The following is a 24,938-nucleotide window of genomic DNA, read 5'->3' on the forward strand; positions in this document are numbered from 1 at the left end:
TTCTATTGGCTAAGGTTGTGACAATAAAGTTAAGCACTGCCAAAAACTATGGAAGAAGTCATTATAATTTGTATTATATCTTTATAAAATGGTTCGCATAAGTTATCTAGAAGTGCAACTAAACAAATACAAAAATCAAAGTGTTGCGGTTTTCGGCCTTGGTAAAACTGGTTTGTCCGTTATTAATGCTCTAACAAAAAGCAGTGCAAAAATATATGCATGGGATGATAATAAAGAGCAAATAGCAAATGCAAAAAAGATATATAAAGAGTGTAACTTTACTCATCCCAATGAGTATAATTGGCATGAGATAAGCACACTAATTTTGAGCCCTGGAGTGCCAATACCAACTCATTGGGTAGTAAAACTTGCAAGAAGCTTTGACTGCAAAATAAAATCAGACATTGAGCTATTTCTTGAAACTAAAACTACAAGCCAGAAGATTGTAGGCATCACCGGAACAAATGGCAAATCAACCACCACGTCACTAATAGGGCACATATTAAAATCCACAGGGAAAAAAGTAGCTATTGGCGGGAATTTAGGTATGCCTATTTTGGATTTAGAAAGAGATGCAGAAATTTATGTAATTGAATTCTCCTCTTTTCAATTGGAGCTAATAAATAAAATTAATGTAGACATTTCTGTATTGCTCAACATCACACCAGACCACATAGATAGACATGGAAGTATGAATAACTACATAGCAACTAAATTAAAACTGATAAACAGTAGCAAGATTGCCGTGATAGGATGTGATAACAAAATTACCGCTGATGTATTCAATAAATTCACTGGGAACAAAATTCCAATTTCAGTAACATATTCCCTGGTGTCATTCCAGCGTGTGACCAGAAAAGAAAAACCATTGCCAACTACTCAGATGACAGAGGGTAGTGCAAGAGATCTAATATCATTGGCAGATAACAATTTGCTTGATTATAGTGAACAGATTACTGTTATAGATCGAAATTATCTGGATCCCAGTGTCAGCTACTTGGATGACAAAAGGAGTGCTGAGATCCAGGATATCTCGCTAAAACTAGAGAATCACAACTTATCAATGAGTGATATGAAAGTAAACCTAGTATCCAATGTAGAAAATATAGTAGCTGCACACGCTGTGTGCAAGTTACTTGGAGTAGATAGCAGCGCTATTGTCAATGAAATCAAATCCTTTCCAGGGCTAAGACACAGAAATGAATTTCTTGGCAAAATACATAATGTACTTTTTATCAACGATAGCAAAGCAACCAATTCAGAATCGACCGAAAAGGCAATTTTATCTTATAAAAACATATATTGGATTGTTGGCGGAAAAAGCAAAAAAGGCGGAATAGAATCATTAAGCAAGCATTTCACCAAGATTAGAAAAGCTTTTCTTATTGGAGAATCAACTGAAGTTTTTGCAAACATTATGGAGAACAAAATAGATTATATGAAGTGCTATAATCTAGAAAACGCATTTAAACTGGCTTTTGAAGAGGCCATAAATAGCAAAGAAGAAGTAGCGATATTACTTTCTCCTGCATGTTCTTCTTTTGATCAGTGGAAAAATTTTGAAGAGCGCGGTGAAGCATTTTGCAGAATGTTTGAAAATCTCAGGTATAATTATATGTGATGTTTAGTATAATATTGTATGGAACAAAAGTTAATAGTAGATGAGCTGATTAAGGTTATTCCATTTGAAGGAATAAGTGATGCAACCTTATTGAAAGTGTGCACGAACCTTAACCTAGCCAATAGTTTTTGTAAATTTCAAAATGGAATATATAGTGCTTTGGAGTACATAGCAGAGGACTTAAATAGCTCAATGGAAACTGAACTTTGGAATTCCAATTTAGAAGATATGAAGGTAAGAGAGCGGATAAAGTTAGCTGTCCAAATACGCCTTTCAAACTATGCTAAGTTACAAAATTACAGAGAGTTTTTAAAAAATGTTTTATCATTCTCTATATTACCCCAAAATACATATTTTTCTAGTAAACTCTTGTACAGAACTGTTAGCGCGATTTGGTATGGCATTCATGATCAATCAACAGATTTTAACTACTATACAAAAAGAGCAATATTAGCTGGAGTGTACTTAAGTACGATACTTTTTTTTATCAATGATTATTCAGAAGATTTTGCAGATACCCTGTCGTTTCTTGACAAACGTATCAACAATGTCATGGCATTTCAAAAGTTTAAAACCCGTTTGAATAGAATGGTAAGAAACTTCTTATAGCCTCTTTACTTATACGAGTTACTCGTATTTATACCTAAAGCTGCCTTGATTTTTATGTTAAGATAATTGAACATCCACTAACAGTGAGCTTAACAAAGAACTTGATTGAAAGCAATACATTAGAAAGTAGTTTTGCTGGAAACTTGAAGTAGACAGAATTGATACACATAAAGCTGATCCATGTACAAAAGTATCTGTTCAGATACATGACTAATGCTGTGTGATCCATAGAGGTTATTACAATAAGAATGTAAGATCAAATAGAAATTTGGATTTGCAGTAGTTTATAGACCTTATTACAATTGCAAAGGATAAATTAGTTAATCTAGGGTTAAACTACGTCTGAGTTGGATAAAACTATACAAAATGACTACTTTTAGCAGCAAACATTAGAGCAGTTTTTCCAAGAGCAGTTTTTTCATAGTCAAAATGAGGTAGACTAAGAGTACTAACTACATAATTAACACCTGCGTTTGCTATTTCTACTAAGTATTTTACTACATCCAAGTGACCTGCTTGAGCAGCATCAAGTAAAAAGAGTGGAGCAACTATCTCCATGAGGCTTCTTTTGCCTTTTTTTGCTTGCTTAATATTTATAGCTAAAACTTCAGGGTGTCATTTCAGTGCGTGACGCAGAGATGTACGGAGATTGAAGATCAGTGCTTGACACTGGAATCCAGAAATTTTTTGAGAACAAAAGTTATGCTAAGTTTTTGTTGGTAAGAAAGGCTGATGTCTGGGCACTGGGATGAAAGTAGTGTGAAATGGGGCTACTTGGGGATGACAAAAAAGAATGTACTGGGATGACAAGAAATAGGGCAAATGTATAAAAATAAATATTTCTATATTCAGGAAATTGTGGACTTTAATATATCGGAATTTAGTAACTTCAATAAATTGTGATATATCTCTTACAGATTCATTCAAACTTAATTAAGTGGGAGTATTGTTAATGCGAAAAGGGTTTAATTAAAATGGTATGGCGTGTGAGGAAGACATACATCAATTGGTAGAAAGTGGATTTGATATTAACTCAAAAGATGTAAGCGGAGTCACTCTCTTGCATAAGTTTACAAAAGAAGGCGATTTAGTTGGAGTAAAATCATTATTAGAGCACGAAGCTGACTTTAATGTTGTGGACAACGAAAATAGAAATCCACTGCATTATGCTATTATGCATGGACACAAAAAAATTGCTAAACTTCTTGTTAATCAACTGACAATTAATTCTAGAGATAAAAATGGATTTACTCCACTTCACCTTGCTACACTACAAGATGACACAGAATTAATGGATTTTTTAATAACAAAAGGCGCAAAAATTAATGAAAAAGATGCTGAGGAAGGCTATACTCCTCTTCACATAGCTTCATTATACGGTTCTAAAAAGAGCGTCCAGATTTTAATTGATAGCGGAGCAAATCTTGAATGTGAAGATAACAACTTTCGTACTCCTTTATTTTTGACCATTTATCAATGTACTACACATTATGAAAGTAGAGCAGAGATTATAGAATATCTGATAAAGAAAGGTGCAAACATAGAAGCAAAAGATGCAGAAAATAATACTACGCTTTTTCTAGCAGCATATAACAACAAAATGCAACTGGTAAAGCTTATTGTAAAGCAAGCAAAAGCTAAGTTAAAAGAGTTTATTTGCACAAAAAATAAACATGGTTTTGATGCACTGGATTGCGCTATTAAGCATAATAATAGGCAAATGGTAACATTTCTTGTTTCAAAGGGAATAGAAGCAGATGACCAAGATTGTAGCGGTAACACCAGGTTACATAAAGCTAGCTATAATGGTGATACTAAAGCAGTTAAGTTCTTATTGGAGCTTAAGGTAAACGTTAATGCCGTCACTAGATGCAACAGAACTCCTCTGCTACTTGCAGCTAAAAAAGGCCATGTAGAAATTGTAAGAATGTTGTTAGCAGTAAAAGCCAATATGAATATTTGTGATCAACAAGGTTTTACACCTCTGCATCTTACTATTCAAAAGGATTATTTTGATATAGCTCAGCTATTAATAGAAAAAGGGGCAATTAATTGTAGTAATGATTATACTGCAATAGATATGTTTATTGACAAGGCTCATAGCAAAAAAAATATTGAAGAAAATTACAAAAAATTTTGTAGGTTTTTGATGCTTTACTTGAAAGAGCTACATAGTAAACACAAAGCCTTTTGTGTACTTTCAATCCTAGCTCTAAGCTTAACAATTATAGGTTTACCATTTATTTTCAAGCCTATTATTAAATATAGAGAAAGAAGTAAAATATATAAAAAAATTAGGGCTATGCTGATTTATATTTAAGTATAACAGGAGAACTAAGCTAATATATGACAATTATCTGCTCGATAAAAATGGAATTAAATGTATCCGTTTAGCAGAGTGGCAAAATAAAATAGACAAAACCATAAAAATAAATGGTGTCATGCAATTTGAGCTTCGGCATAGATCCCACATAAATTTTTTGGTACATATTTTTTCAACATTAATTTCGTATTCCATTCAAAGAATATTAATATTAGCATATAAGTATGAATATTATGCTAATATAATTAATTTTTAGGTATACATGGCAAATTTATGCCTGGAAACAGTTTTTGGTTATTTCCTACACTTTCTTTATAAAAATCACAGGCGCCTGTTATTAGCTAAAGTAAAGGTCAAGTATCTGGAATTCTGGACATAAAATCCTCCTGTATAAAAAGATTAGAAAAAAATGCAGCGCACATATGACAGACGTGTGTATACGCTGAAAAAGATACGCTACGTTTTTTATTGAAAAGTTAACTGAAAGTCTGCAGACAAAGATAGATTTTGAGCTCTTAAAATATCTCTAATTGTCATTATAATCAGATTCAAAATATGCGGAAGTAATTTTTTTGACAATAGATTTCTTGCATAACCAAGTGTTATTCCAGCTGGGATCCAACTAAGTTGGTAAACACTTTACAACGTTTTTTGCGCGAAAAGGCTGGATGCCAGTGTCAGCTACTTGCATGACATCGTCTTGGATGAAAATCAGTACGTGATGCACCAAAAATTGTGCATCAAAAGGGTGTCATTTGAGTAACTTTTTTGTTGTCATGCCAGTGTCAGCTACTTGCATGACACCTATTTGTTCCTATGATAGTCTTATCTGTCTATCTTATTTTGCTACTCTGCTGAACAGATACGTTTCTTTTACCTTTTTTATTCTGTAAATTTTTTAGTATTTGTATGTTTAACATAAGAACTACACAAGACTACAAATGGTGAATCAGCATTACCTTAAAGAGAGTACCCATATTTTCAGTTAACCTTAAAAATTCACTGAAGATCTTATTCTTCTGTTCATTACTTGCATTTTTCATTAAAGCTTGTGCTCTTTCCTTTATACCAAAAAGGTGTAAAAATTCTCTTTGAGTCAAAATCTCACAATTTACGTGCCTTAATGAATCTTTTAATGATTGAAAGTTCACAAGTGCAGTGATGTCACTATTACCGACGTTTTCAAGAAAATTAGTATATTTATGCTGCCTTATCGATTGCAAAGTGCTCTTATATTCAGGATATACATAACCATAATCTATAATCAGGGCAGCTCCTCCGTTATTGACTATCTTATTCTCAAGTTTCTTTAATATTTCGATTCCGGCTAGGCATACTTCCACTACTGCACCATTGAAACCCCCTGTCATTCCAGTCTGGAATCCAGTTTTTGGTCTGGTTAAGCACTGGAGTGATAATGAAAGACTGCCATCATCTTGTTTTATTACTCTATTTTCATACCACTGCCCATCACGATAAACAAACTGATCAATTGGAAGAGCATCAAAGAACTCATTTGCAAAAAAAATAGTTGGCTGATTTGGTAAGTTGTCGACATCTGTGTGCCAATTAATATCTAATCCCTTTAATTTTTCCTTTTGTATTTTCTGTAAAATAGGGCTTATCTCAACTAGATGAATGTCCATTGAGCTAAAAAAACAGCTATATTTTTTGGTGACTCTTATTACATCATGAATGAGTGTTCCTTTACCTGGTCCAAGTTCAACTAGAGAAAATTTTGATGGCTTTCCTAATTTTTCCCATGTATTTATTATCCACACTGCAATTGTTTCACCAAATAGCTGACTAATTTCAGGTGCAGTAATGAAGTCACCATCTTTGCCAAGTGGTAATTTATTCATGTAATAGCCGTACTCTTTATGATATAGAGCAGCATTCATAAAATTACTGATGGATATTGATCCTTGGCTTTTATCAATTAATTCGTGTATATAAGTAAGCATATTATTAATAAATGTTTAACTATAGCGTGCCATACTATAAAATAGTGGAGTATTTATATATATAATATAAGTTTAAAGGCGATAGTGCTTTGGTTATGAATAGTCAAGATACGGATTATGTTACCCTTATACCTCAAGATGATGGTGTTGAATATAAATTTGAAGAAGTTGTCAATTTTGTAGAAAATAAGGTTGTAGGTGCTGATGGATTAACTTTAGCGGAGGTATTTCAAGCATTAGTTAAAATGCTGAATGGTGACCTAGAGTTGGTAAAAAAAGTGTTAGCATATGCTAATATTATGGTAAAGCATGGAATGAGGTTAGCAAAAGAGTCACAATTGAGCAGAGCTGATATTCGCAGAGCTTTAGAAGGGGAAGAAAGTGTTTTCAATAGGCAAGATTTTATCAAAAAACCACCTCTTGTACCTTCTATAAAATCGGTTAAAAAGAAAAGCAGAGGTCTTTAAATGGTTGAGTCTATAAAAAAATTTACTGTACAGTGTGATTTCAAAGGGCAAAGTTCACCTTTTGCAATATACATAGGAGATCCAAAGAGTGATACTCATCCAATTCACTATCAAGATTCCTGGCTTGCAAAGGAGCGTGGAGGAAACATACCTAATAGAGTCAAAGAAAGTCTGCAAAAATTATATAAGTTATCTAAAGAAAATGGAATCTCTTTCTCAGAATTATGTGCATATGCTATTACTGTAGTTAGTAATAATGATAAAAAAAATGACTGCAAGTAGTTAGGTTCTCAATATTTCATTTATAGAAGTTTTTGATCTCGTCTTCTCGTCCACTTTTTTTACTATAACTGCACAATAGGTTGAAATGTTATTTTTAGGTGGAGTAGATCCTGGTACAACTACAGAGTAAGGTGGTACTTCACCATAAAATACCTTGCTTGTTTCTCTGTCAATAATTTTTGTTGATGCTCCAATAAACACACCCATGCCAAGGACTGATCCTTCTCTTATTATAACACTTTCGGCTACCTCACTACGCGCTCCAATGAAGCAATTATCTTCTATAATGACTGGAGAAGCTTGAATGGGCTCAAGAACTCCGCCTATTCCCACTCCACCGGAAATATGGCAGTTTTTCCCTATTTGTGCACAACTACCAACTGTTGACCAAGTGTCTATCATTGTGCCAGAATCAATGTATGCACCAACGTTGATAAAGCTTGGCATTAGAACAACATTTTTACCTATGTAAGCAGATTGGCGGACAAAACACCCAGGAACTGCTCTAATTTTTGAATGGTAAAATTTTTCTTCATTCCATTCACTAAACTTACTACCGATTTTGTCAAACCAGCAATTGGTGTTGTCTATTATTTTGCTTTCCTCAGTGAGGAAATGTAATAATATTGACTGCTTTATCCACTTATGTACTATCCATTCTCCACTTGATAGCTTTTCTGCTACTCTAATTTTACCACTGTCAAGTAACTCAATTACCTCTTTGATTATTAATCTTGCTTCGTGTTTTAGATTATAGTCGTTAAGTTTTTCTTTATCTTTCCAAATATTTTCTATCTCATCTTGTAATTTTTTAGTTGCAAATTTTTCATTTATTATATACATATTGATATCAAATTTATATTATTTTATACGTAAGCACTATGAAAATACAATGTCATAATTGTACTAAAACTTACTTAGTATCTCGTGGGCAAATAGGTGAATCTGGAAGAAAAGTGAAATGTACAAACTGCAATCACATGTGGCATGAGTATCTAAAAGAAATGTCAAGTGAATTGTGTCCTGCTGGTATACAAGAAAAAAAAGCTAACTGGAGGCAAAGTTTAACTCTAGCTTTTGCAACAGTTGCAGGGTTATGCGTTATAATTGTTGGTGGTATCTTTCCAGGAGAGGTAAGTAAGATATATAAAGCAGTTAGTGCATATAAAGCTTCAATAAGCCATAAATTAGGATACAAAAAAGTGCAAACGGAAAATTCAAGTGCGAGAGAACTTGTTGTAAATGAGTTTTATCAAGATTACCTTTTTCTATCTAATTTTAGATCTAATTAAATAGGCATAAGTCATCAATGTTATGCAAATAACTACACTTATTCCTTTATGATAGTGTCATTCCAATTTCAGCTACTTTCATGACGCCCTATGATTGTTATTACATCGTTTACTATAGATTTGTTTCAGAAGCTTACATCCAGAAAACTTGTATAGATTTTTTCTACTTCTGTGATATTATAAGCCTGTGATGATAAAATAAGTGGATATGGATAAGTCAGCGTATGAAATCATAGAGCATGAGTATGATGTGGTGATAGTAGGTGCAGGTGGAGCAGGGCTTAGAGCAACACTTGGAATGGCTGCAACTAATTTTTCAGTTGCCTGCATTTCTAAAATTTTCCCTACACGAAGTCATACAGTTGCAGCGCAAGGAGGAATTAGTGCAGCTTTGAGTAATATTGCTGAAGATGACTGGCGCTGGCATGCATATGATACAATAAAAGGTTCAGACTGGCTTGGCGATCAAGATGCAATAGAGTATATGTGTAAAAATGCTGCCAAAGCTGTGATTGAACTTGAAAATTTTGGTGTACCCTTTTCTCGTACGGAAGATGGAAAAATATATCAGCGTGCCTTTGGTGGAATGACAACTCACTTTGGTAAAGGAAAATCGGCTCAGCGTACTTGTGCAGCAGCAGATAAAACTGGGCATGCAATTCTTCATACTCTATATCAGCAATGTCTTAAATTTAACGCTGAATTTTTTGTCGAATATTTTGTAATCGATTTGATTATGGACAAAGGGACATGCTGTGGGGTGATAGCTTGGTCGCTGTGTGATGGTACGTTGCATAGATTTCGTGCACATTCTGTGGTAATAGCAACAGGTGGTTATGGACGTGTTTATTTTTCTGCAACAAGTGCACACACCTGCACAGGTGATGGTAATGGCATGGTGGTAAGAGCTGGGTTGCCACTTGAAGATATGGAGTTTGTGCAATTTCATCCAACAGGAATATATGGCTCAGGGTGCTTGATGACGGAAGGATGCCGCGGTGAAGGTGGGTACCTCGTTAATTCTCAGGGTGAGAAGTTTATGGAACGTTATGCGCCAAAGGCAAAAGATTTGGCTTCTCGTGATGTAGTAAGTCGAGCAATGACAATTGAAATTAGAGAGGGAAGGGGAGTTGGGCCAAAGAAAGATCACATGTACTTGAATATAGCTCATCTTGATCCGGAAGTAATAAAGCTCAGATTGCCAGGTATTAGTGAAACAGCAAAGACCTTTGCAGGAGTTGATGTTACTAAAGATCCGATACCTGTTATTCCAACTGTTCACTATAACATGGGAGGTATTCCAACCAACTATCATGGGGAAGTGATCACGTTGCAAAAAGGTAAAGAAGAAGTGGTAGAAGGATTATTTGCAATAGGAGAGGCAGCATGTGTTTCTGTACATGGTGCAAATCGACTAGGTTCCAACTCGCTTCTTGATCTTGTGGTTTTTGGTAGAGCTGCCGCGCTTAGGGCAAAAGAAAAATTGAAACCTGATACACCACATAAAAAATTGCATTCAGACTGCACAGACTTGATAGTAGATAGATTTAATAAAATGCGATTTGCTTCCGGAGAGTTCAAAGTAGCAAAAATACGAAGTGAAATGCAGCACACTATGCAGAAATATGCATCGGTATTCCGTGTTGCTGAAGTTTTAGAGGAAGGTAAAAAAGCTATAAAAGAAGTAGCAAAAATGATGCCTAACATTGCAGTTGAAGATTGCAGTATGATATGGAATAGTGATTTGGTTGAAGCGCTGGAGCTTGCCAATATGATTCCACAAGCAGTTATTACCATGGAATGCGCAGCTAATCGCGAGGAAAGCAGGGGTGCTCATGCTCGTGAAGATTTCCCTGAACGTGATGATAAAAACTGGATGAAGCATACTATAGCATGGCTTAAAGAAGAGAAAAGCCAAGTTAGTGTAGAAATTGACTATAAAAAAGTTGCTGAAAAAACTCTGAGCGATGAGATTGATTTCATCGCCCCGGAAAAGAGAATTTATTAGTTAACCCATCTGGTTTATTTATAAATTGACGTAGTATTGATACATAGCTCATTTGAGTAGCTGGGCTTTCTGTATGCTCCGATTGATTTGACGATCTTTGTACTTCTTGCTCTGATGAGTTGTTAGCTAAATTTTGTTGTTCAGTAATATTTTCAGGTTGTTTTGCAGCTAGGTGATCATCTTTACGGCTTTGCTTATCGTTGGTTAATTCCTTAACAGACTTCCTAATGTCGCTAAGTCCCAAAGTGAATATCAGACACACCACTCCTGTTATAGCTATGATGGGTAACGCTGCTTCAATTGCAATTTGTCCTTGGAAGCAAGAAAGTGTTACCATTGTAATAATAGTAGTTGCTACTGTGATTGCTAACAATACACTAGCTCTCCTGCCCGGATCAATGCATTTCCATACAGCAGATGCTCCTTTTTTTACACCAGAACCTAGCTTTTTAATGCCTGATTGACATTTTTTCGAAGCAGTTCCACAGTGGTATTTTTCCTCAAGCTTCTCTTTTAGTTCTTTAGCTTTCTCCTGTGCTTTCTGTGGAGTGCTTGAACAATCTTTTAGATCTCGTAAAGTTAAATAGTACTTTTTAGTATGGAATTCTGGATCTTCTAACCATAAAGAATCAGGGTTAGCACCGTTTTGTAATAATGCTGCACAAAACTTTGTTGTATTATCATAATTAGTTGCTAAATCAAAAATTGTTTCTTGCGATAGGTATTCGATACTTTTTTTTTCTGCTTTTTTCTTTAGTGCTAATTCTAGAGGTGTATTGCCTTGCCTGTTAGTTGCTTTTATAGATTCATCTAATTTATCTTCAGATATTTTTCTTTCTTTTACTAAGGCTGATATTAATTTCAAGCATGTAACTTTTTGCTTCCCTCTCAGCAAGGCAATATGGTGTAAAGCATTATTGCCATTTGCATCTTTAAGGTTGATATCTGCTCCTTTTTTCAATAATTCCTTAAAAGATTTTTCATCTTTATCTTTAATTGCTAAATGTAGTTGATAATTATCATTACTATCTGGAGTATTTATGGTATGGGCTATAACTTCTTCAACTTTTGTTTTTATTTCTGGTTTTCGCTCAGCCAATTTCTCTAAAAATTTAAGATAGTATTCATTTTGCTTTTTAGATAATTTTTCTAAATCCTCTGTAGGTAAGCTTAGCTTGGCTCCATACTTTAACAATTTTGTAAGAAACTTAAGTGTATTATTGCTACTTCTAACTGTATTAGACTCATGTTTCCCTTTTATTATCTTGTTAATTAGTGCTACCTGAAAAGGAGTCTTTCCTTCTTGATTTTCACTATCAACAAGTTGTACTAAATTTTTCTCGTTAGCTATTTTTATCAAGGTATCTAGAAACTTAAGCTTTTGTTTCTTTTTGAGCGATGCAATAAGGTGTAAAATATTATTTCCTTTTTCATCTGTTATGCCACTGACATTTGTGCAATCTTTTAGGTATTTTCTAAATTTCCTGTTGTTTCCATTTTGGATTGCATTTAGTAATTGAACGTCATTATCAGAATCCGATATTCCGTTTATTTCATCTTCAAAATCGCTACCGTAGCCACTGTCTTGTTTGCTGTGCCTACTAAAACAACTTTTAGTGACTTCAGAAATTACTTGTTTTTTTGTTTCATTTGATATTCTTTTCGATCGTTCTATTACTTCACCTAGCACTGGAAGGAAACATTGGACATAATATCTGTGATATTTTTCCTGTTCTCTAAGCGATTCTTCTAATTTAGTTAATACTTCAGGACTAGCGCCTTCCTTAAATAACCTTTTACATTCCTTGAGTGTTCCATCTCGACTTCCTGGTTTTTTATGCTGATGTTTTTCTTTTTTTACCTTTCTCTCTATAATATTATACAATTGCTTGTCTTTTTTATCTTGTTTTTCATTTTTGTTTATATGTTTATCTAGTTTGTTTGCATTAGTAACTGATACACTTAGATCTATACTCATATTAAAACCTCAATATTAAAAGCTATTTGGCGTTAACGAATTGTATTAAACTTTTAAATTGAGCTAGATGTTATCGAAATATAGGTGAAAAGGCAGAAAACTAGTTTCTATTAGAAAATCTATTGTCATAGTCAAATCCCCACTTTAGCACTTGTCTACTATTTTAACTATTTTATCTTAAAAAATAATAAATGTGGCTAAACTGTGAAGCATGAGTGCTCTGAAAGAGACAAACCAATGTTTTTATAGATCTTTCAAACTTGATTTTTCTTCTAATTTTTTAAGCATTCCTTTACTTAGTATTGATTTTATTTCTTCTACGCTTTTATCAAGATCATCATTAATTATTACGTAATCATATTTATTACTTTTACTTATCTCTTTTTGCGCTTCGGCTAATCTACGCTCTATTTCAATTTCATCATCACTATTACGCCTTTGTAGACGCAGTCTAAGCTCTTCCATTGAGGGAGGTAGTATAAAAACACTTACAACTTTTTCTCTTAAGATTTCAAACAAATGAAATGCTCCTTGCCAATCTATATTCAGTAAAACACTTATTCCACTGCTCAGGTTTTGTTCTATAAAATCTTTTGGTATACCGTAAAAATTCTCAAAAACTTTGGCATATTCAAGCATTTGACCAGCCTTACATAGTTCGTGAAACTTTTCTTCAGTAACGAAAAAATAGTCTTTTCCGTTTACTTCACCGGGACGAGGTTTGCGTGTAGTCATAGAAACAGACATAACTAAATCAGTTGATTGCTCAAGTAATTTTTCTGATATAGTAGTTTTTCCAGCTCCAGAAGGAGAGGATAGAATCAGTATTATGCCCTCATTTTTTACGGTCATTTTTCTTTATTTAACAAGTACATTATAGAGCTTTTTTAAGACTTTGTATTTTTTGAATCAAAGTTTAAAAGACTAGAGCCCTCTAAATTAGAATTTGATAAATTGGCATCAATAAGAGAGGAATTATCAAAGACAGTATAACGTAAATCGGCTTTTTCAAGATTTGCCTTATTCAAATTAACGTTTACAAACTTTGCTCTACTTAATATTGAATTAGAAAAATTAGCATTTTCTAAATTCATATCCTTAAACTCAAAGTAAGAATAATTTACATCAAATTTTTTGCCCTGCGATATTTTCTCTTGCAGATCTTTAATTGAAGTTATGGCATTCTCTAGATTTGTAATTTTTGTCTGTCCTTGATTGTCAATCAAAATTGAATTATCAAATTTGCAATCTGTTAAATGAATATCAGCAATTGAACTTTTATATATGCTTGAAGAGAGGAAAGAGACATCACTCACTGTTGAATTACTCAAATTGCTAAGAAAAAAACTAGTCTTTCTAAAGGCATTATCATAAAACACGGAGGATTTGAAATCACTTTCAATAAAGTTTGAATTAGTGACTTTTGACTTAGACCAGCTCGAATTATCAGCTAATAATTTGAAGAATATTGAATTTTCTATCTCACTCGAATCCATATTATGGTGGGAAAGAGTACTATTATAAATTTGAGAGTCTTTAATTTTTGTCTTATACATTGAAGTTGTGGAAAGATCTGAATCTTCTATTTTTGCAGAGGTAAACAATGAATGGTCAAAGAACGAACCATTCATGTCAGAATTCACAACTTTAGTATTATGAAACTTTCCGTGACAAATGTTAGCATCATAGGCGTTAACTTTATACAATTCACTAAAACTAAAATCAATATTAGATAAGTCAGCATCCTGAAGGTCTGCTTCGAAAACATATGCATGTTTTATCTTGGAACCATTTAGTATAGATTTAATGAAGTTTGAATTATCCCCTTTCACATAGGAAATTTGTGAATTGCTTAAATTGGCTTTTTCAAAGTTACTATCAACTATAATAGAAGCATTAAAATAGGCGTTCGAAAGATTGCTACCTGTAAAATCCGATTTTTTTATTTCTGCACCATATATGTTAGCATTTTTTAATGAAGAAAATTGTACCTTGAGCTTATGTGCATCCACTCCAAAGAAACTTGCGTTGTCGAAATTATTTTTCTGCATAACAGTGTCGTTTATTTCACTATCACTAAAATTGATGTAGCTGGCACTTGAGTTTGATAAATTGGAGAAATTCATTTTTACATTCAAAAACTTGGTATGCAAACCAATTATATTACGCATACTTACTTTGTTGAGATTAGAATTGATAAAATCAGCATAACTGATATTAGACTGATCAAATATGATATCTGTTAAATTTGTAGAAGCAAATTTTGAAAAACTTAAATTTGTGCCTTTTATTTTAACGCCATGTAAATTAGCACTGGAAAAATTGGCACCACGTAAATCAACATCGATAAAAGACACATCTGATAAATCGGTGTTAGAAAAATCGGCACCAATTAAACTTACTCCATCAAAAATAGATTTGCTTAAATACAATTGACTAAAATTAGCACCATTTAAATTAGGACCAAAACCTTTCTTAAAATCTTGTGGTATGCTGGCTTTATTACACTGTACTAAAAATTTAGCAAAATCTTTTGTGTTGTAAGATACGTATTTTACATCATGCAGAGCGCTTAAAAAATCATTGATTGCATCATCTCCATAGCATAAATGACCAACTAAAATTAATATCAAAAGTCTAATTATCTTTTGCATCACGCGTGTTTTCTTTTGTTTTTATAGCAAAGTTATACATCTCTGAGTTTTCTTGATTGTTTATTTCTTTATCCTCTAAAAGGTATGGCATCATTTCGGCAATTGCGTTTATTATGTTGATCTGATTCCTTTCGATTGCTATTTCAATAGGGGACTTAAAATTATTATCAACTACTCTAGGATCAGCACCTTGTAATAAGAGAAAGCGAACTGTGTCTATTTCACCTTGTTTCACTGCATAAATTAGAGGAGTATCACCCAATTTATTTCTAAATCTTAGTATTTCTTGAATTGTTAATCCAATTTTTTCTAGCTTATTTATTACTCCTCTTAGACAAATTAAGTTGCCCTTCTTGATGCAGTAAAAAAATTGCTTACTGTAATCATCAGTAAATATAGTTTTAGGAAGGTGCTCATTTAGGCTATCATATTGTCTTTTATATATAGACTTGCTTTTATGTTTTTTTATTTCTTTGTTTAGCTTTGTCCATTTTTCGCTTTCTTCATTTTCTTTGTTCACAGGTGTTATATTGTCAGGCTGTTCTTCTTTCTTTTTCTCTGTTAATTGGCTTGTTGAAAGTTCGGTGTCTTTTTTGCTAATCTCCTCTTCAGGCTGTAGGTTTGTTTGATTATTGTGACTGATTTTCTTCTCTTCAGGTTCTTCTTTTTTTTCTTCTGATAAAGGACTTGTTAGAGCTTTGGTATCTTTTATATTAGTCTCCTCTTCAGACTGTAGGTTTGTTTGATTACTTGAAGGTACTTCTTCATTGATTACATTTGTTGGGTCTGTGATTTCTTTGAGTTCGCTCAGAAGCGGAGAAGTTTTTTCAGCATCAGTGTTGCTTTTCGATACGTCTTCTTGATTTATACTGCTTTCATTTTTATTTTCTTCAGGCTGTTCTGCAGCAAGCAGGTTAGATATAACAATTAATAGTATGAAGAATGCTTTATATTTCATAAACATTGCAAATATAGGCTTAATTAAAATGATACTATAATCAAATGATTAATCTACAGTAAAAAGTGCTTTAGTTATTGTACAAATATGATTATGTAAAAATTTATTTTCTCTTTTATCTAGGTTTTATCTGAAATTGCCATTCGAGTAGCTGACATACAACTGTACGGACATTAAAGAAATCAGTATACAGCTGTATGAACATTGTGGTAATTTGCGTACTAAACAATGTCATCCCAGTGCTCCGACACTGGGATCCATTTTCCATCATCATTAGAAACGTTATATTTTAGCATAACTTTTAACTCACAAATTTAACTGGATGCCAGTGCTGGCTACTTTTATGACATCTATCATTTTATGTTTATAGTATTTTTTGCAAATAAACGTTCGTAGTTGTAAATTAAATGCAAAAAAATACTTGACACATTTGGTAAGTTGATTATTATCAGTAAAAATGAGGGTATTTTAGAGCTCGAAATCCACCTTATTCAAGTCTGCAGACTTTTCAATTAATTTCTCAATAAAAAATATAGCACAGTCTACTTCAGTGCGTACACGTACGCTTAATTTCTGTCATAAGGTGTGTTATATTTTTCTAAATCTTTTCTTTATAGGAGGGTCATTATGTCTAAAATTCCTTAAACATTAATTTTTAACTTAAACATTTATTAAATAGTGCAGTACTGCCTTACGCGTTGCTAATCCAAACTTTACTTGCTGTAAAATAACACAATCTGCTATATCATTGCTAATTTCGATACCTCTATTTATTGGTCCTGGGTGCATAACAATTGCATCTGGTTTTGCGTGCGATAGTTTTTGTGCATCAAGTCCATACAAGTGAAAATATTCTTTTTCTGAATAATTATTATTCATGCGCTCTTTTTGCAATCTTAAAAGCATAATTACGTCAGCATCCTTTATACCTTCGATTAATGAATAGTGAAGTGAATATACTTCAGGAAGATGCTTACAAATCAAAGTTGGTGGAGCAACCAAGCTTATTTTTGCTCCAAACATTTTTAGCAATCTTATATTTGATCTTGCAACTCTACTGTGCAAGATATCTCCACATATTACAACTTTTAGGTCCTTTATTTGCTTTTTATGACTGATAATTACGAGATAATCTGCAAGAGCTTGAGTTGGGTGTTCACTGCTTCCATCGCCTGCGTTGATTAGCGAGCAGTTGACATGCTTTGCCAATGTATTAATAATACCACTACTTTTATGCCTGATTATCATATAGTCAGGATTCATTGCATTTAGTGTTTTTATCATATCTTTTAGATCTTCCCCTTTGTTAATAGAAGAAGATTTTATTGGTAAAGTTATAACATTTGCTCCAAGGCTTTTTGCTGCTATTTCAAAAGATGCGAGCGTACGTGTTGAATCTTCAAAGAATAGGTTTATAACTATTTTATTTTTCAGAACATGGCTATTTTCAACTTTTTCTTCAAGGTATTGGTTGGCTAATTTAGTTATATTTTCTACATCACCGATTGTGAGGTCTGAGATATTTAATAAATTCCTTCTCTTGTCCATAGCTCCTTTTTTGAGCTTATTCTACTTTCTTAATTTCAATTACACAACTCTAAAGTAAAGTAGAAGGAAGCTATAAAATTTTATTTCCACTTACATTCATCTGCTATCATAACAGCCTCAAAGAGATGCTTCTCAAGCTCACTTATAGGCAGAGTACTTTGTAGGTAATTTCCCCAAGATTTTAACACATCAGAAGTTTCAATACCTTCAACAATAGGATATTCTTGATTTTTTTTAGCATATATCTCTTGAGCCTGTTTGCTTACAAAAAACTCCAATAAAGCTATGGCATTTTCTCTGTGTTTTGCGTTTTTTGTTACTGCTGCACCACTAATATTCACCATTACACCGTCACTCGGAAAGAAAGCTCCTAACTTTTCTGTGATATTCTTTTTATTTTCTGATGAAAGGATTCTTGCAAAGTAGTAGCTATTTACTATTGCAACATTGCCTTCACCAGCGGCTACAGCATAAATTTGATCTGTGTCACCACCGCTTGGTTTTCTTGCCATGTTGCTTACAATTCCACTCACCCATTCTTTTGTTTTTTCAAAACCATTTTTTGCAATCATAAAAGCGATCAATGATCGGTTATATGGACTTGTGGAAGAGCGTACTAATATTTTCCCTTTCCATTTTTCATTCGCCAAATCTTCATAGGTACTTAATTCCTTAGGATCTACTGATTCTTTATTGTAAACCAATATTCTAGCTCTTTTTGTGAGACCAAACCAATAATCTTCATTATCTCTAAATTTTGCAGGTATGGCATTTTTTAGAGTCTCTGAATCCACTCGAGATAAGAGCCCTCTTTTTTTGGCTAAAATCAAATTCACCGCATCTGCAGTTAAAAACAAATCAGCTTCACCGCCATTTTCCATACGTAAAAGCAATTGGGAATAATCGTCAATGATATAACGTACCTTGATGCCAGTGGTTTTTGTAAAATCATCAAACAAACTATGTACTAATTCTTCTTTACGAGATGAATAAACGTTTACTACTTGTGAATCATCAATTCCGCTATTTTTATATAAAAAATTAACGACTATCAATAAAGCCGCTACTAAAGATATAAATATTAAACCTTTTTTCATAAACAAACCCCTTCCTTTTTATCATCTCAAGCTATCAAAATAGCAAGGTCTTAGCAAGTGTAAATCTTCAAAACGTTGCAGTTACAGTACTGGAATAGCGATAAAAAGAAGTACGAGCCAGATTTAATTAATAATATAAGTAATATCTGGATGGCCACATCGTTCAGCAACTACTTGTAACAATTTTGAACTAATCTTTTCTTGACTGCTTTTTACAGTTTTAATAGCTGTTTCATTAGGATTTTCACTATTAGCATTTTGTTTATGTAATAACAAATAATCTTTAAAATCAGTTTTGCTCCAATGATGAATTGTGCAAGCTAAAGTGAAAAGCAGTAGAGTGCCTGAAATTGCAACGATTGGCCAGTAAATAGTAGGATTTGTGTATGAACTTACTATATTGCTCAAACCACCTGTTGAATAAAGTGCTAAAGGGAAGGTTATGTTTCCAGTAATAAGAACTGTTCCTAAGATAGGAAGCCATATTCTATCATTGATTAATGAATTTACTTTACTCTTGTAATAGATTGGCTGGCCTGTAAGTTCTACGATGTTTGAATTACTTTTTGCTTTTTCTGGAAGAGAGTGAAACGTAAAGTAAACACGATTACCGTTGCTATATTTTAATACCAAAGACTTGATGCATTTCTCATCTTGCTTAAGTGTATCTAATATCTCACCTAAAACTTCTTGAGTGTCTCTTTTTGTAATCTTGTGCTCCTTAGTACGGACTGCTTGCATAAGTTCCCACGTAATTCCCAAGACTAAACAAGACGCTAATACCACGCCGAATATAGTAACAGGATTTACGCTGCCGATGAATCCAATGAATTCTCTTTGCTTCACAGCTAAAACGATTGACGTAATACAACATGCCGTAATAAGACCTACGAAAGGCATTGTAACTTTCTTCTTTTGCATCGTATATTTTACTTTCTGTAAAAATCTGTTTGTTTTTTTATTATCTCCAAGCAAAGAATTTTCAGAGCCGTCTTTCTTATATGATGGCGGAGAAGTTGAAGGTGTATCGCTATGCTGACTGAGATTTTCAAAAGGTTTTTTTTCACTTTCATTCCTATTACAAGGTTCATTAAATTCCGTTTCTTGTGAAACTGATCTGCTTAGAGTTGGATGTTGACTATCTGTTTGATTATCACGACTCTTTTTTGGAGATTCTGTATTTGGCTCTATGGATGCATAAATAGTTTCTGTATTTGCAACATTCGATTCTTTTTGCCTTTCTTCATCAGAGCTTGATTCGCTAGCCGAATTTGTTTGTAACGCTGTGTTTCTAGGTGCTGGTGTTGGTGGAGTTGCTGCACTATTTTCACTCACCGTTGTATGAGAAGCCAGTGTGACGTTATCTTTATTTCCTGATCCAGGCATATTCGCTCCAAAATTAATTACAATGTTATGTTTATTACGCTATAGTTATTAAGATATAGTGAATACTAATTTAAGAATAAATATTAGTATAAGAACTGCTGATCAAAGATCCTTTCATTCAAAGGGCAATCTTTGTCAAAAAGTAGAGTGACTGTATTTTCGTGATCTTTCTGTATTTTTACCTGCGATATTTCGTGAAATTCCTTGTAATCTGATACTACAAGTGCTGGACGATTTTTCACATCATTGATATCAATTTGCACTATTGTATCATTTGAGATTAGCGCTCCATTCCAACGCCTTGGGTAGTAGCTATTAATGGAAGTCAGTGCAAGTAAATTTGAATTAAGTGGTAAGATTGGCCCACCGGCAGAGAAGTTATATGCAGTGCTACCTGTTGGGGTAGACAATATAATTCCATCTCCTCTGAATTTTTCTACTTTTAGCTTATCATTAATGGTAATATTCATCTCCACTATTTGATTTGCATTTCTAAAGACATACACTTCATTTACTGCGATGTAATGGTGTTTTTTGCCACTTATGTCTGTGGCTTCCATTTTTAGTAAAGTTAGCTGAGTAGGAACTGCATGTTCTATATGATCAATTAGATCTTCAAAGCATTTATTCATCAAAAATCCGACGTTACCGGTATTTATTCCATACACATGTATATCTTTATTTCCTATGACGTAGTTGTGTAGGGTGCGTAGCATAAAACCATCGCCACCAACAACTATCAGCAGATCAACTTCATGCTTACCTGCTTCTGCTATATTGATAAAATTGAGTTTCTGTAGTAGTTTAGATACTTCCTGAGACTTGGGTAACGAAGAAGCAATATAGCCTACATTTTTATATTTATACATGTTAAATCAAAGAGGGGGGGGGAACTAAAAAAGACTCCCGTACTTATCATTAAACTTAGCTATTTTACTATCCTTCTCCCCTGAACCGCTTGTCAAACTTCCAGTCCATGCAGGATGAGTAAGAGGATCTCTATCAAGCTTTATTCTTTGACCTTCTTTTCCATAAGTGGAATAAGTTTCAAACTCTTGACCATCTGTCATAACTATAGTAACTTTGTGATAATCGATTTCTGCCATTGTTCTTACAAATTTCTTACCAGCTAAGATTTTAGTGAATCTGGTTCATTTGGTCAATCATTATTGTGAAATATTGACAAAAAATAAATAAAGTAGTATTCTCAATGAAGAATGAAAAATTTTTTATGATTTTTGCTTTTCCTGGTCAGGGCTCCCAATTTGTAGGAATGGGAAAGAGCTTATATGATGAATTTTCAGTTGCAAGGAACGTATTTGATGAAGTAGATGACATATTGGGTAGAAAGCTGTCTCATTTGATTTTCAATGGCCCTATTGAGAAATTAACCATCACGGAAAACGCTCAGCCAGCTATAATGGCAGTGTCAATTGCAACGCTACGTGTTATGAAGCACGTATTTGGTGAATCTCTTTACAGCGTTCAGTATGTTTGTGGGCATTCAGTTGGCGAGTATGCAGCGCTGTGTGCTGCAGGGGCATTGACGCTTGAGTCTGCGGTCAAATTGCTAAAAGTTCGTAGCGAAGCAATGCATGAAGCTTCACTGAAATGTAAAGGTGGAATGGTTGCGCTACTTGGAGCAGAAATAAGCGAAGTAGAAGGTATATTAAAATCAGCTCAAATTGATTGTGAAATTGCAAACGATAATGGTGGTGGGCAGGTAGTGGTGAGTGGTACTGCAGAGGCTCTTGAGGTCTTACCTGATTTATTCAAAAACTCAAGTGTCAAGAAAATGATAAAATTACAAGTTAGTGGGCCTTTTCACTCATCTTTTATGAAACCTGCTGATGAAAAACTTCTGGAATTTTTAAAAAGCATCAACATAACTCGCCCTTCGATTCCTTTTGTATCAAACGTTACAGCTAAGGAAGAAAGTGATCCAGAGATCATAAGAGCTTTGCTCGCTAAGCAAGTTGTAAGTAGAGTAAGATGGAGAGAGATGGTTTTATATATGACAAGCCATGGCACTAATAAGTTTGTTGAAGTTGGCCCTAACAAAGTTTTATCCAATTTAGTTAAAAGAATTAACCAATCTATCAGTGTGAAAAATATAGATAGTATTGGTGATATTAATAGCTTCTTTGATGAATCATTAGTACTAACAGCGAAAAATTTAAAAGTTGGGTTAAGTTAAAGCATATCTATGTAATATCATTCAAGTAGCTAACACTAGTTCCTTTATGATGGTGTCATTCCAGTGCTTGACACTGGAATGGCTTTGTTGCATAGGTCAAATAAAAAGAACTGGCAGTTACTGACAAAATTCACTATAAGACAAGCATTTAACCTACTAAAGAAAAATATGCCACAAAAAATGAGAGTCAGTAACTGCCATGAATATAACAAATTTCTCCAAGAGAGGGGAAATATTTTTTATTACGTCAATGATGCCATAGAAAATTGGTACGAAAAAGGTCCAAAAATGGCTGGTGGCAACTATATTTATAGCGATAAGGTCGTGATTCTGGTTCACATAATAACTTATTTATTTAGAATAGGTCTGAGACAAACAGCGGGATTTATAGCAGGGTACCTTGAGCAAGTAAGGAAAAACTTGCAAGTTATTAGCTATTCCCAGGCCTCAAGAAGGCTTAAAAAAACTTAACATCAAAATTAATGATCGAAGACATGATAAAAATAATACAGAAGATATTGAGATTGCCATAGATAGTACTGATCTACAATAATATTCCAGGTCATAGCAAGGCAAATGGTACAGATAGAAAGTATCGCCGCTATGAGCAAACAAGAAAACTGCATGTAATGCTAGAGATAGGTAGCAAAAAAGTTATAGCAGCAAAATACAGTGGCGGAGTTTATTCTGACCACTATGGAGCATGTGATCTTATTGCAAGGATTGATGTTAAATATAATATAAGCACACTATATGCAGACAGGGCATATAATCGAAAGAAGTTATACAAACTGTGCGATGAGCTTGACATAAAGACAAGGATTCCTCCGCAAAATAATGCAGTAGAGCATCCAAAGTTGGATTATATGGATGAGAGAAATTCTACAATCAAGCTCATAAAGTCATATGATGAAGATGGTATGAAGAGGTGGAAAAAAGAGATAAATTATGGGAAGAGATCTTATATAGAAAGTTTTTTCTTGCGACTGAAGCAAACATTTGGTTTTAGTTTTAGAAACAAATCTGAGGTTAATCGTGAGAGAGAACTGCTACTCAAGTGTTATTTGCTTAACAAATTTACTGATATAGGCATGGCTAAATTTGAGATAGCTTCATGAATTTATTCCACGTTACCTATTATCCGAAGAGTGATGCAACAAAGACATTCCAGCGTCAAGCACTGAGATGACACCGAATGGGCTACCTAAACGACAAGGGGCTGTTTGAATAGCACCCTTCCGGTGTCTCAAACTACAACAGTTGTGAATAGAGAGTAATACGAAAAATTATACAATCAACGAACTACCTGTCATTTCATTTGGCTTTTTGAGTCCAAGTAGCTGTAAAATAGTAGGAGCAATATCAGATAATTTTCCATCTCTCAGTTTTAAATTTTCACAAGATATAATAAATGGAACTTTATTTAGAGTGTGCGCTGTGTGAGGTGTGTTATTTTCTTCATCGAACATACATTCCACATTACCATGGTCTGCTGTAACAATGAGTGCAGTATTACCCACTTCTTTGACAACGCTGAGTACTTTTGCAAGGCAATCATCTACAGCAAGCACAGCTTGCTCGGCTGCTTTTATATTACCTGTGTGTCCCACCATATCAGGGTTAGCGTAGTTTACAACTATCAGCGCAAATTCTTGAGAATGAATTTTTTTTACAAGCTCTTCTGTGAGCTCAAAGGCTGACATTTTAGGCTGCAAATCATAAGTTTTAACTTTTGGTGAAGGAATTAGTATTCTTTCTTCACCAGAAAAAGGTTCTTCTCTTCCACAATTAAAAAAGAAAGTCACATGCGCATATTTCTCAGTTTCTGCAATGCGCAGTTGCCGTAATTTATTGTCTTCTATTATCTGTCCCAAAGTGTTGGCAAAAGATTCAGGAGGAAAGAGATAAGGGATTTTTAAGTCCGCTTTATATTGCATCATACTTAAAATTGAAGAGAATTTTGCCACTTCAGTATAGCCTGCTTTACCAAGACAAATACTTGCCAATTGTATCATTCGATCAGCACGAAAGTTAGCCAATAGCAATCCATCTTCTGGTTTTATACCTTGATAATCTCCTATTATTGCGGGCCTGATAAATTCATCGGTTATATTATTTTGATAATTTTCATCAATAAGCGATACTGCATCATCATAACGAGGCGCCTTTGCAAATGCGATGGCTTCATAAGCTTCAATTGTTCTTTCCCACCTATTATCACGGTCCATAGCATAATAACGCCCAGAGACAGTGGCGATTCTTATATCATTTTCCTTTATGCTTTCTGTAAATTCTTGAATGCATCTTTTCCCTGAATTTAGCAGTGTGTCTCTGCCATCTAAAAATGCGTGTATTACAACTTTAATTCCGCGCTGTGATATCTTGTTTGCTAAAGCTGAAATGTGCTTTTGATGCGAATGAACACCGCCATCTGATATCAATCCCATTATATGGCATATGCCATTCTTACTTTTTAGATCATTAATAAAATTCTGTAGATTTGCATTATTTTCTATCGTTTCGATTGCTTGATTAATACGCTGAAGGCTTTGCA

At 33.8% G+C, this 24,938-nt stretch carries 21 protein-coding genes and 1 pseudogene; 9 read left to right on the plus strand and 13 right to left on the minus strand.

Annotation, left to right across the window (positions count from 1 at the left end):
* The first annotated feature begins 88 nt into the window (after nt 1-88).
* Nucleotides 89-1,621 carry a Mur ligase family protein gene (locus OUY_RS05760; protein WP_139686926.1) on the plus strand — a complete coding sequence of 511 codons (1,533 nt, stop codon included), beginning with the start codon at nt 89-91 and terminating at the stop codon, nt 1,619-1,621.
* An 18-nt stretch (nt 1,622-1,639) separates the two neighbouring features.
* The gene (locus tag OUY_RS05765) at nt 1,640-2,230 is read left to right on the plus strand and encodes a COQ9 family protein (protein WP_139686927.1); all 591 of its coding nucleotides are present in this window, start codon (nt 1,640-1,642) and stop codon (nt 2,228-2,230) included.
* A 357-nt stretch (nt 2,231-2,587) separates the two neighbouring features.
* Here the strand turns inward: OUY_RS05765 and OUY_RS05770 are convergent, their stop codons facing one another.
* Nucleotides 2,588-2,788 (minus strand): ankyrin repeat domain-containing protein, encoded by a 201-nt coding sequence (locus OUY_RS05770; RefSeq protein WP_010405605.1) that lies wholly within the window; start codon nt 2,786-2,788, stop codon nt 2,588-2,590.
* Nucleotides 2,789-3,209: 421 nt separating this feature from the next.
* On the opposite strand from OUY_RS05770, the gene OUY_RS05775 reads away from it, so the two are divergent.
* Complete coding sequence (locus OUY_RS05775; protein ID WP_010406927.1) at nt 3,210-4,550, plus strand: ankyrin repeat domain-containing protein; 1,341 nt, start codon at nt 3,210-3,212, stop codon at nt 4,548-4,550.
* Between the two features lie 938 nt (nt 4,551-5,488).
* On the opposite strand, the gene OUY_RS05785 is transcribed toward OUY_RS05775, so the two are convergent.
* The gene (locus tag OUY_RS05785) at nt 5,489-6,517 is read right to left on the minus strand and encodes a class I SAM-dependent methyltransferase (protein ID WP_010406924.1); all 1,029 of its coding nucleotides are present in this window, start codon (nt 6,515-6,517) and stop codon (nt 5,489-5,491) included.
* Between the two features lie 95 nt (nt 6,518-6,612).
* On the opposite strand from OUY_RS05785, the gene OUY_RS05790 reads away from it, so the two are divergent.
* Complete coding sequence (locus OUY_RS05790) at nt 6,613-6,984, plus strand: hypothetical protein (protein ID WP_010406921.1); 372 nt, start codon at nt 6,613-6,615, stop codon at nt 6,982-6,984.
* Nucleotides 6,985-7,266 (plus strand): DUF2610 domain-containing protein, encoded by a 282-nt coding sequence (locus OUY_RS05795; protein WP_010406917.1) that lies wholly within the window; start codon nt 6,985-6,987, stop codon nt 7,264-7,266.
* Here the strand turns inward: OUY_RS05795 and dapD are convergent, their stop codons facing one another.
* The gene (gene dapD, locus OUY_RS05800; protein WP_139686928.1) at nt 7,267-8,109 is read right to left on the minus strand and encodes a 2,3,4,5-tetrahydropyridine-2,6-dicarboxylate N-succinyltransferase; all 843 of its coding nucleotides are present in this window, start codon (nt 8,107-8,109) and stop codon (nt 7,267-7,269) included.
* Nucleotides 8,110-8,147: 38 nt separating this feature from the next.
* Between dapD and OUY_RS05805 the strand changes: the two genes are divergently transcribed.
* On the plus strand, nt 8,148-8,558 hold the full coding sequence (locus tag OUY_RS05805) for a zinc-ribbon domain-containing protein (protein ID WP_139686929.1): 411 nt from the start codon (nt 8,148-8,150) through the stop codon (nt 8,556-8,558).
* A gap of 208 nt (nt 8,559-8,766) precedes the next feature.
* Nucleotides 8,767-10,566: a succinate dehydrogenase flavoprotein subunit gene (sdhA, locus tag OUY_RS05810; RefSeq protein WP_139686939.1), complete on the plus strand. Its 1,800-nt coding sequence runs from the start codon at nt 8,767-8,769 to the stop codon at nt 10,564-10,566.
* Here the strand turns inward: sdhA and OUY_RS05815 are convergent.
* The 9 genes from OUY_RS05815 to rpmE all read right to left on the minus strand — a co-directional run bounded on the left by OUY_RS05815 (nt 10,538) and on the right by rpmE (nt 21,293).
* Entirely contained in the window at nt 10,538-12,544 is a 2,007-nt protein-coding gene (locus tag OUY_RS05815; RefSeq protein WP_139686930.1) for an ankyrin repeat domain-containing protein, read from the minus strand. The genes sdhA and OUY_RS05815 overlap by 29 nt on opposite strands.
* A gap of 243 nt (nt 12,545-12,787) precedes the next feature.
* On the minus strand, nt 12,788-13,396 hold the full coding sequence (gene gmk / locus OUY_RS05820) for a guanylate kinase (protein WP_139686931.1): 609 nt from the start codon (nt 13,394-13,396) through the stop codon (nt 12,788-12,790).
* Nucleotides 13,397-13,431: 35 nt separating this feature from the next.
* Nucleotides 13,432-15,198 carry a pentapeptide repeat-containing protein gene (locus OUY_RS05825; RefSeq protein WP_139686932.1) on the minus strand — a complete coding sequence of 589 codons (1,767 nt, stop codon included), beginning with the start codon at nt 15,196-15,198 and terminating at the stop codon, nt 13,432-13,434.
* A complete protein-coding gene (locus OUY_RS05830; RefSeq protein ID WP_139686933.1) occupies nt 15,182-16,156 on the minus strand; it encodes an ankyrin repeat domain-containing protein in 975 nt (324 codons plus the stop codon). Before OUY_RS05830 ends, OUY_RS05825 begins: the two co-directional genes overlap by 17 nt.
* Before the next feature lie 660 nt (nt 16,157-16,816).
* Nucleotides 16,817-17,704 carry an aspartate carbamoyltransferase catalytic subunit gene (locus OUY_RS05840; RefSeq protein WP_010402823.1) on the minus strand — a complete coding sequence of 296 codons (888 nt, stop codon included), beginning with the start codon at nt 17,702-17,704 and terminating at the stop codon, nt 16,817-16,819.
* Nucleotides 17,705-17,784: 80 nt separating this feature from the next.
* Nucleotides 17,785-18,801: an extracellular solute-binding protein gene (locus OUY_RS05845; RefSeq protein WP_139686934.1), complete on the minus strand. Its 1,017-nt coding sequence runs from the start codon at nt 18,799-18,801 to the stop codon at nt 17,785-17,787.
* 123 nt (nt 18,802-18,924) lie between these two features.
* Nucleotides 18,925-20,187: a hypothetical protein gene (locus OUY_RS05850; protein WP_139686935.1), complete on the minus strand. Its 1,263-nt coding sequence runs from the start codon at nt 20,185-20,187 to the stop codon at nt 18,925-18,927.
* An 83-nt stretch (nt 20,188-20,270) separates the two neighbouring features.
* Nucleotides 20,271-21,056: an NAD kinase gene (locus tag OUY_RS05855; protein ID WP_139686936.1), complete on the minus strand. Its 786-nt coding sequence runs from the start codon at nt 21,054-21,056 to the stop codon at nt 20,271-20,273.
* A 24-nt stretch (nt 21,057-21,080) separates the two neighbouring features.
* Nucleotides 21,081-21,293 (minus strand): 50S ribosomal protein L31, encoded by a 213-nt coding sequence (gene rpmE, locus OUY_RS05860; protein WP_006013575.1) that lies wholly within the window; start codon nt 21,291-21,293, stop codon nt 21,081-21,083.
* A gap of 125 nt (nt 21,294-21,418) precedes the next feature.
* Between rpmE and fabD the strand changes: the two genes are divergently transcribed.
* Both fabD and OUY_RS06920 read left to right on the plus strand, forming a co-directional pair.
* Nucleotides 21,419-22,384 carry an ACP S-malonyltransferase gene (fabD, locus tag OUY_RS05865; RefSeq protein WP_179949533.1) on the plus strand — a complete coding sequence of 322 codons (966 nt, stop codon included), beginning with the start codon at nt 21,419-21,421 and terminating at the stop codon, nt 22,382-22,384.
* A gap of 168 nt (nt 22,385-22,552) precedes the next feature.
* A pseudogene (locus OUY_RS06920) lies at nt 22,553-23,502 on the plus strand (IS5 family transposase).
* 168 nt (nt 23,503-23,670) lie between these two features.
* Here OUY_RS06920 and gpmI read toward each other — a convergent pair.
* A partial coding sequence (gene gpmI, locus OUY_RS05880) for a 2,3-bisphosphoglycerate-independent phosphoglycerate mutase (protein WP_139686938.1) occupies nt 23,671-24,938 on the minus strand: 1,268 nt, incomplete at its 5' end.

Origin of the sequence: Wolbachia endosymbiont of Leptopilina clavipes, assembly GCF_006334525.1 — a bacterium.
Classification (GTDB): Bacteria; Pseudomonadota; Alphaproteobacteria; order Rickettsiales; family Anaplasmataceae; genus Wolbachia.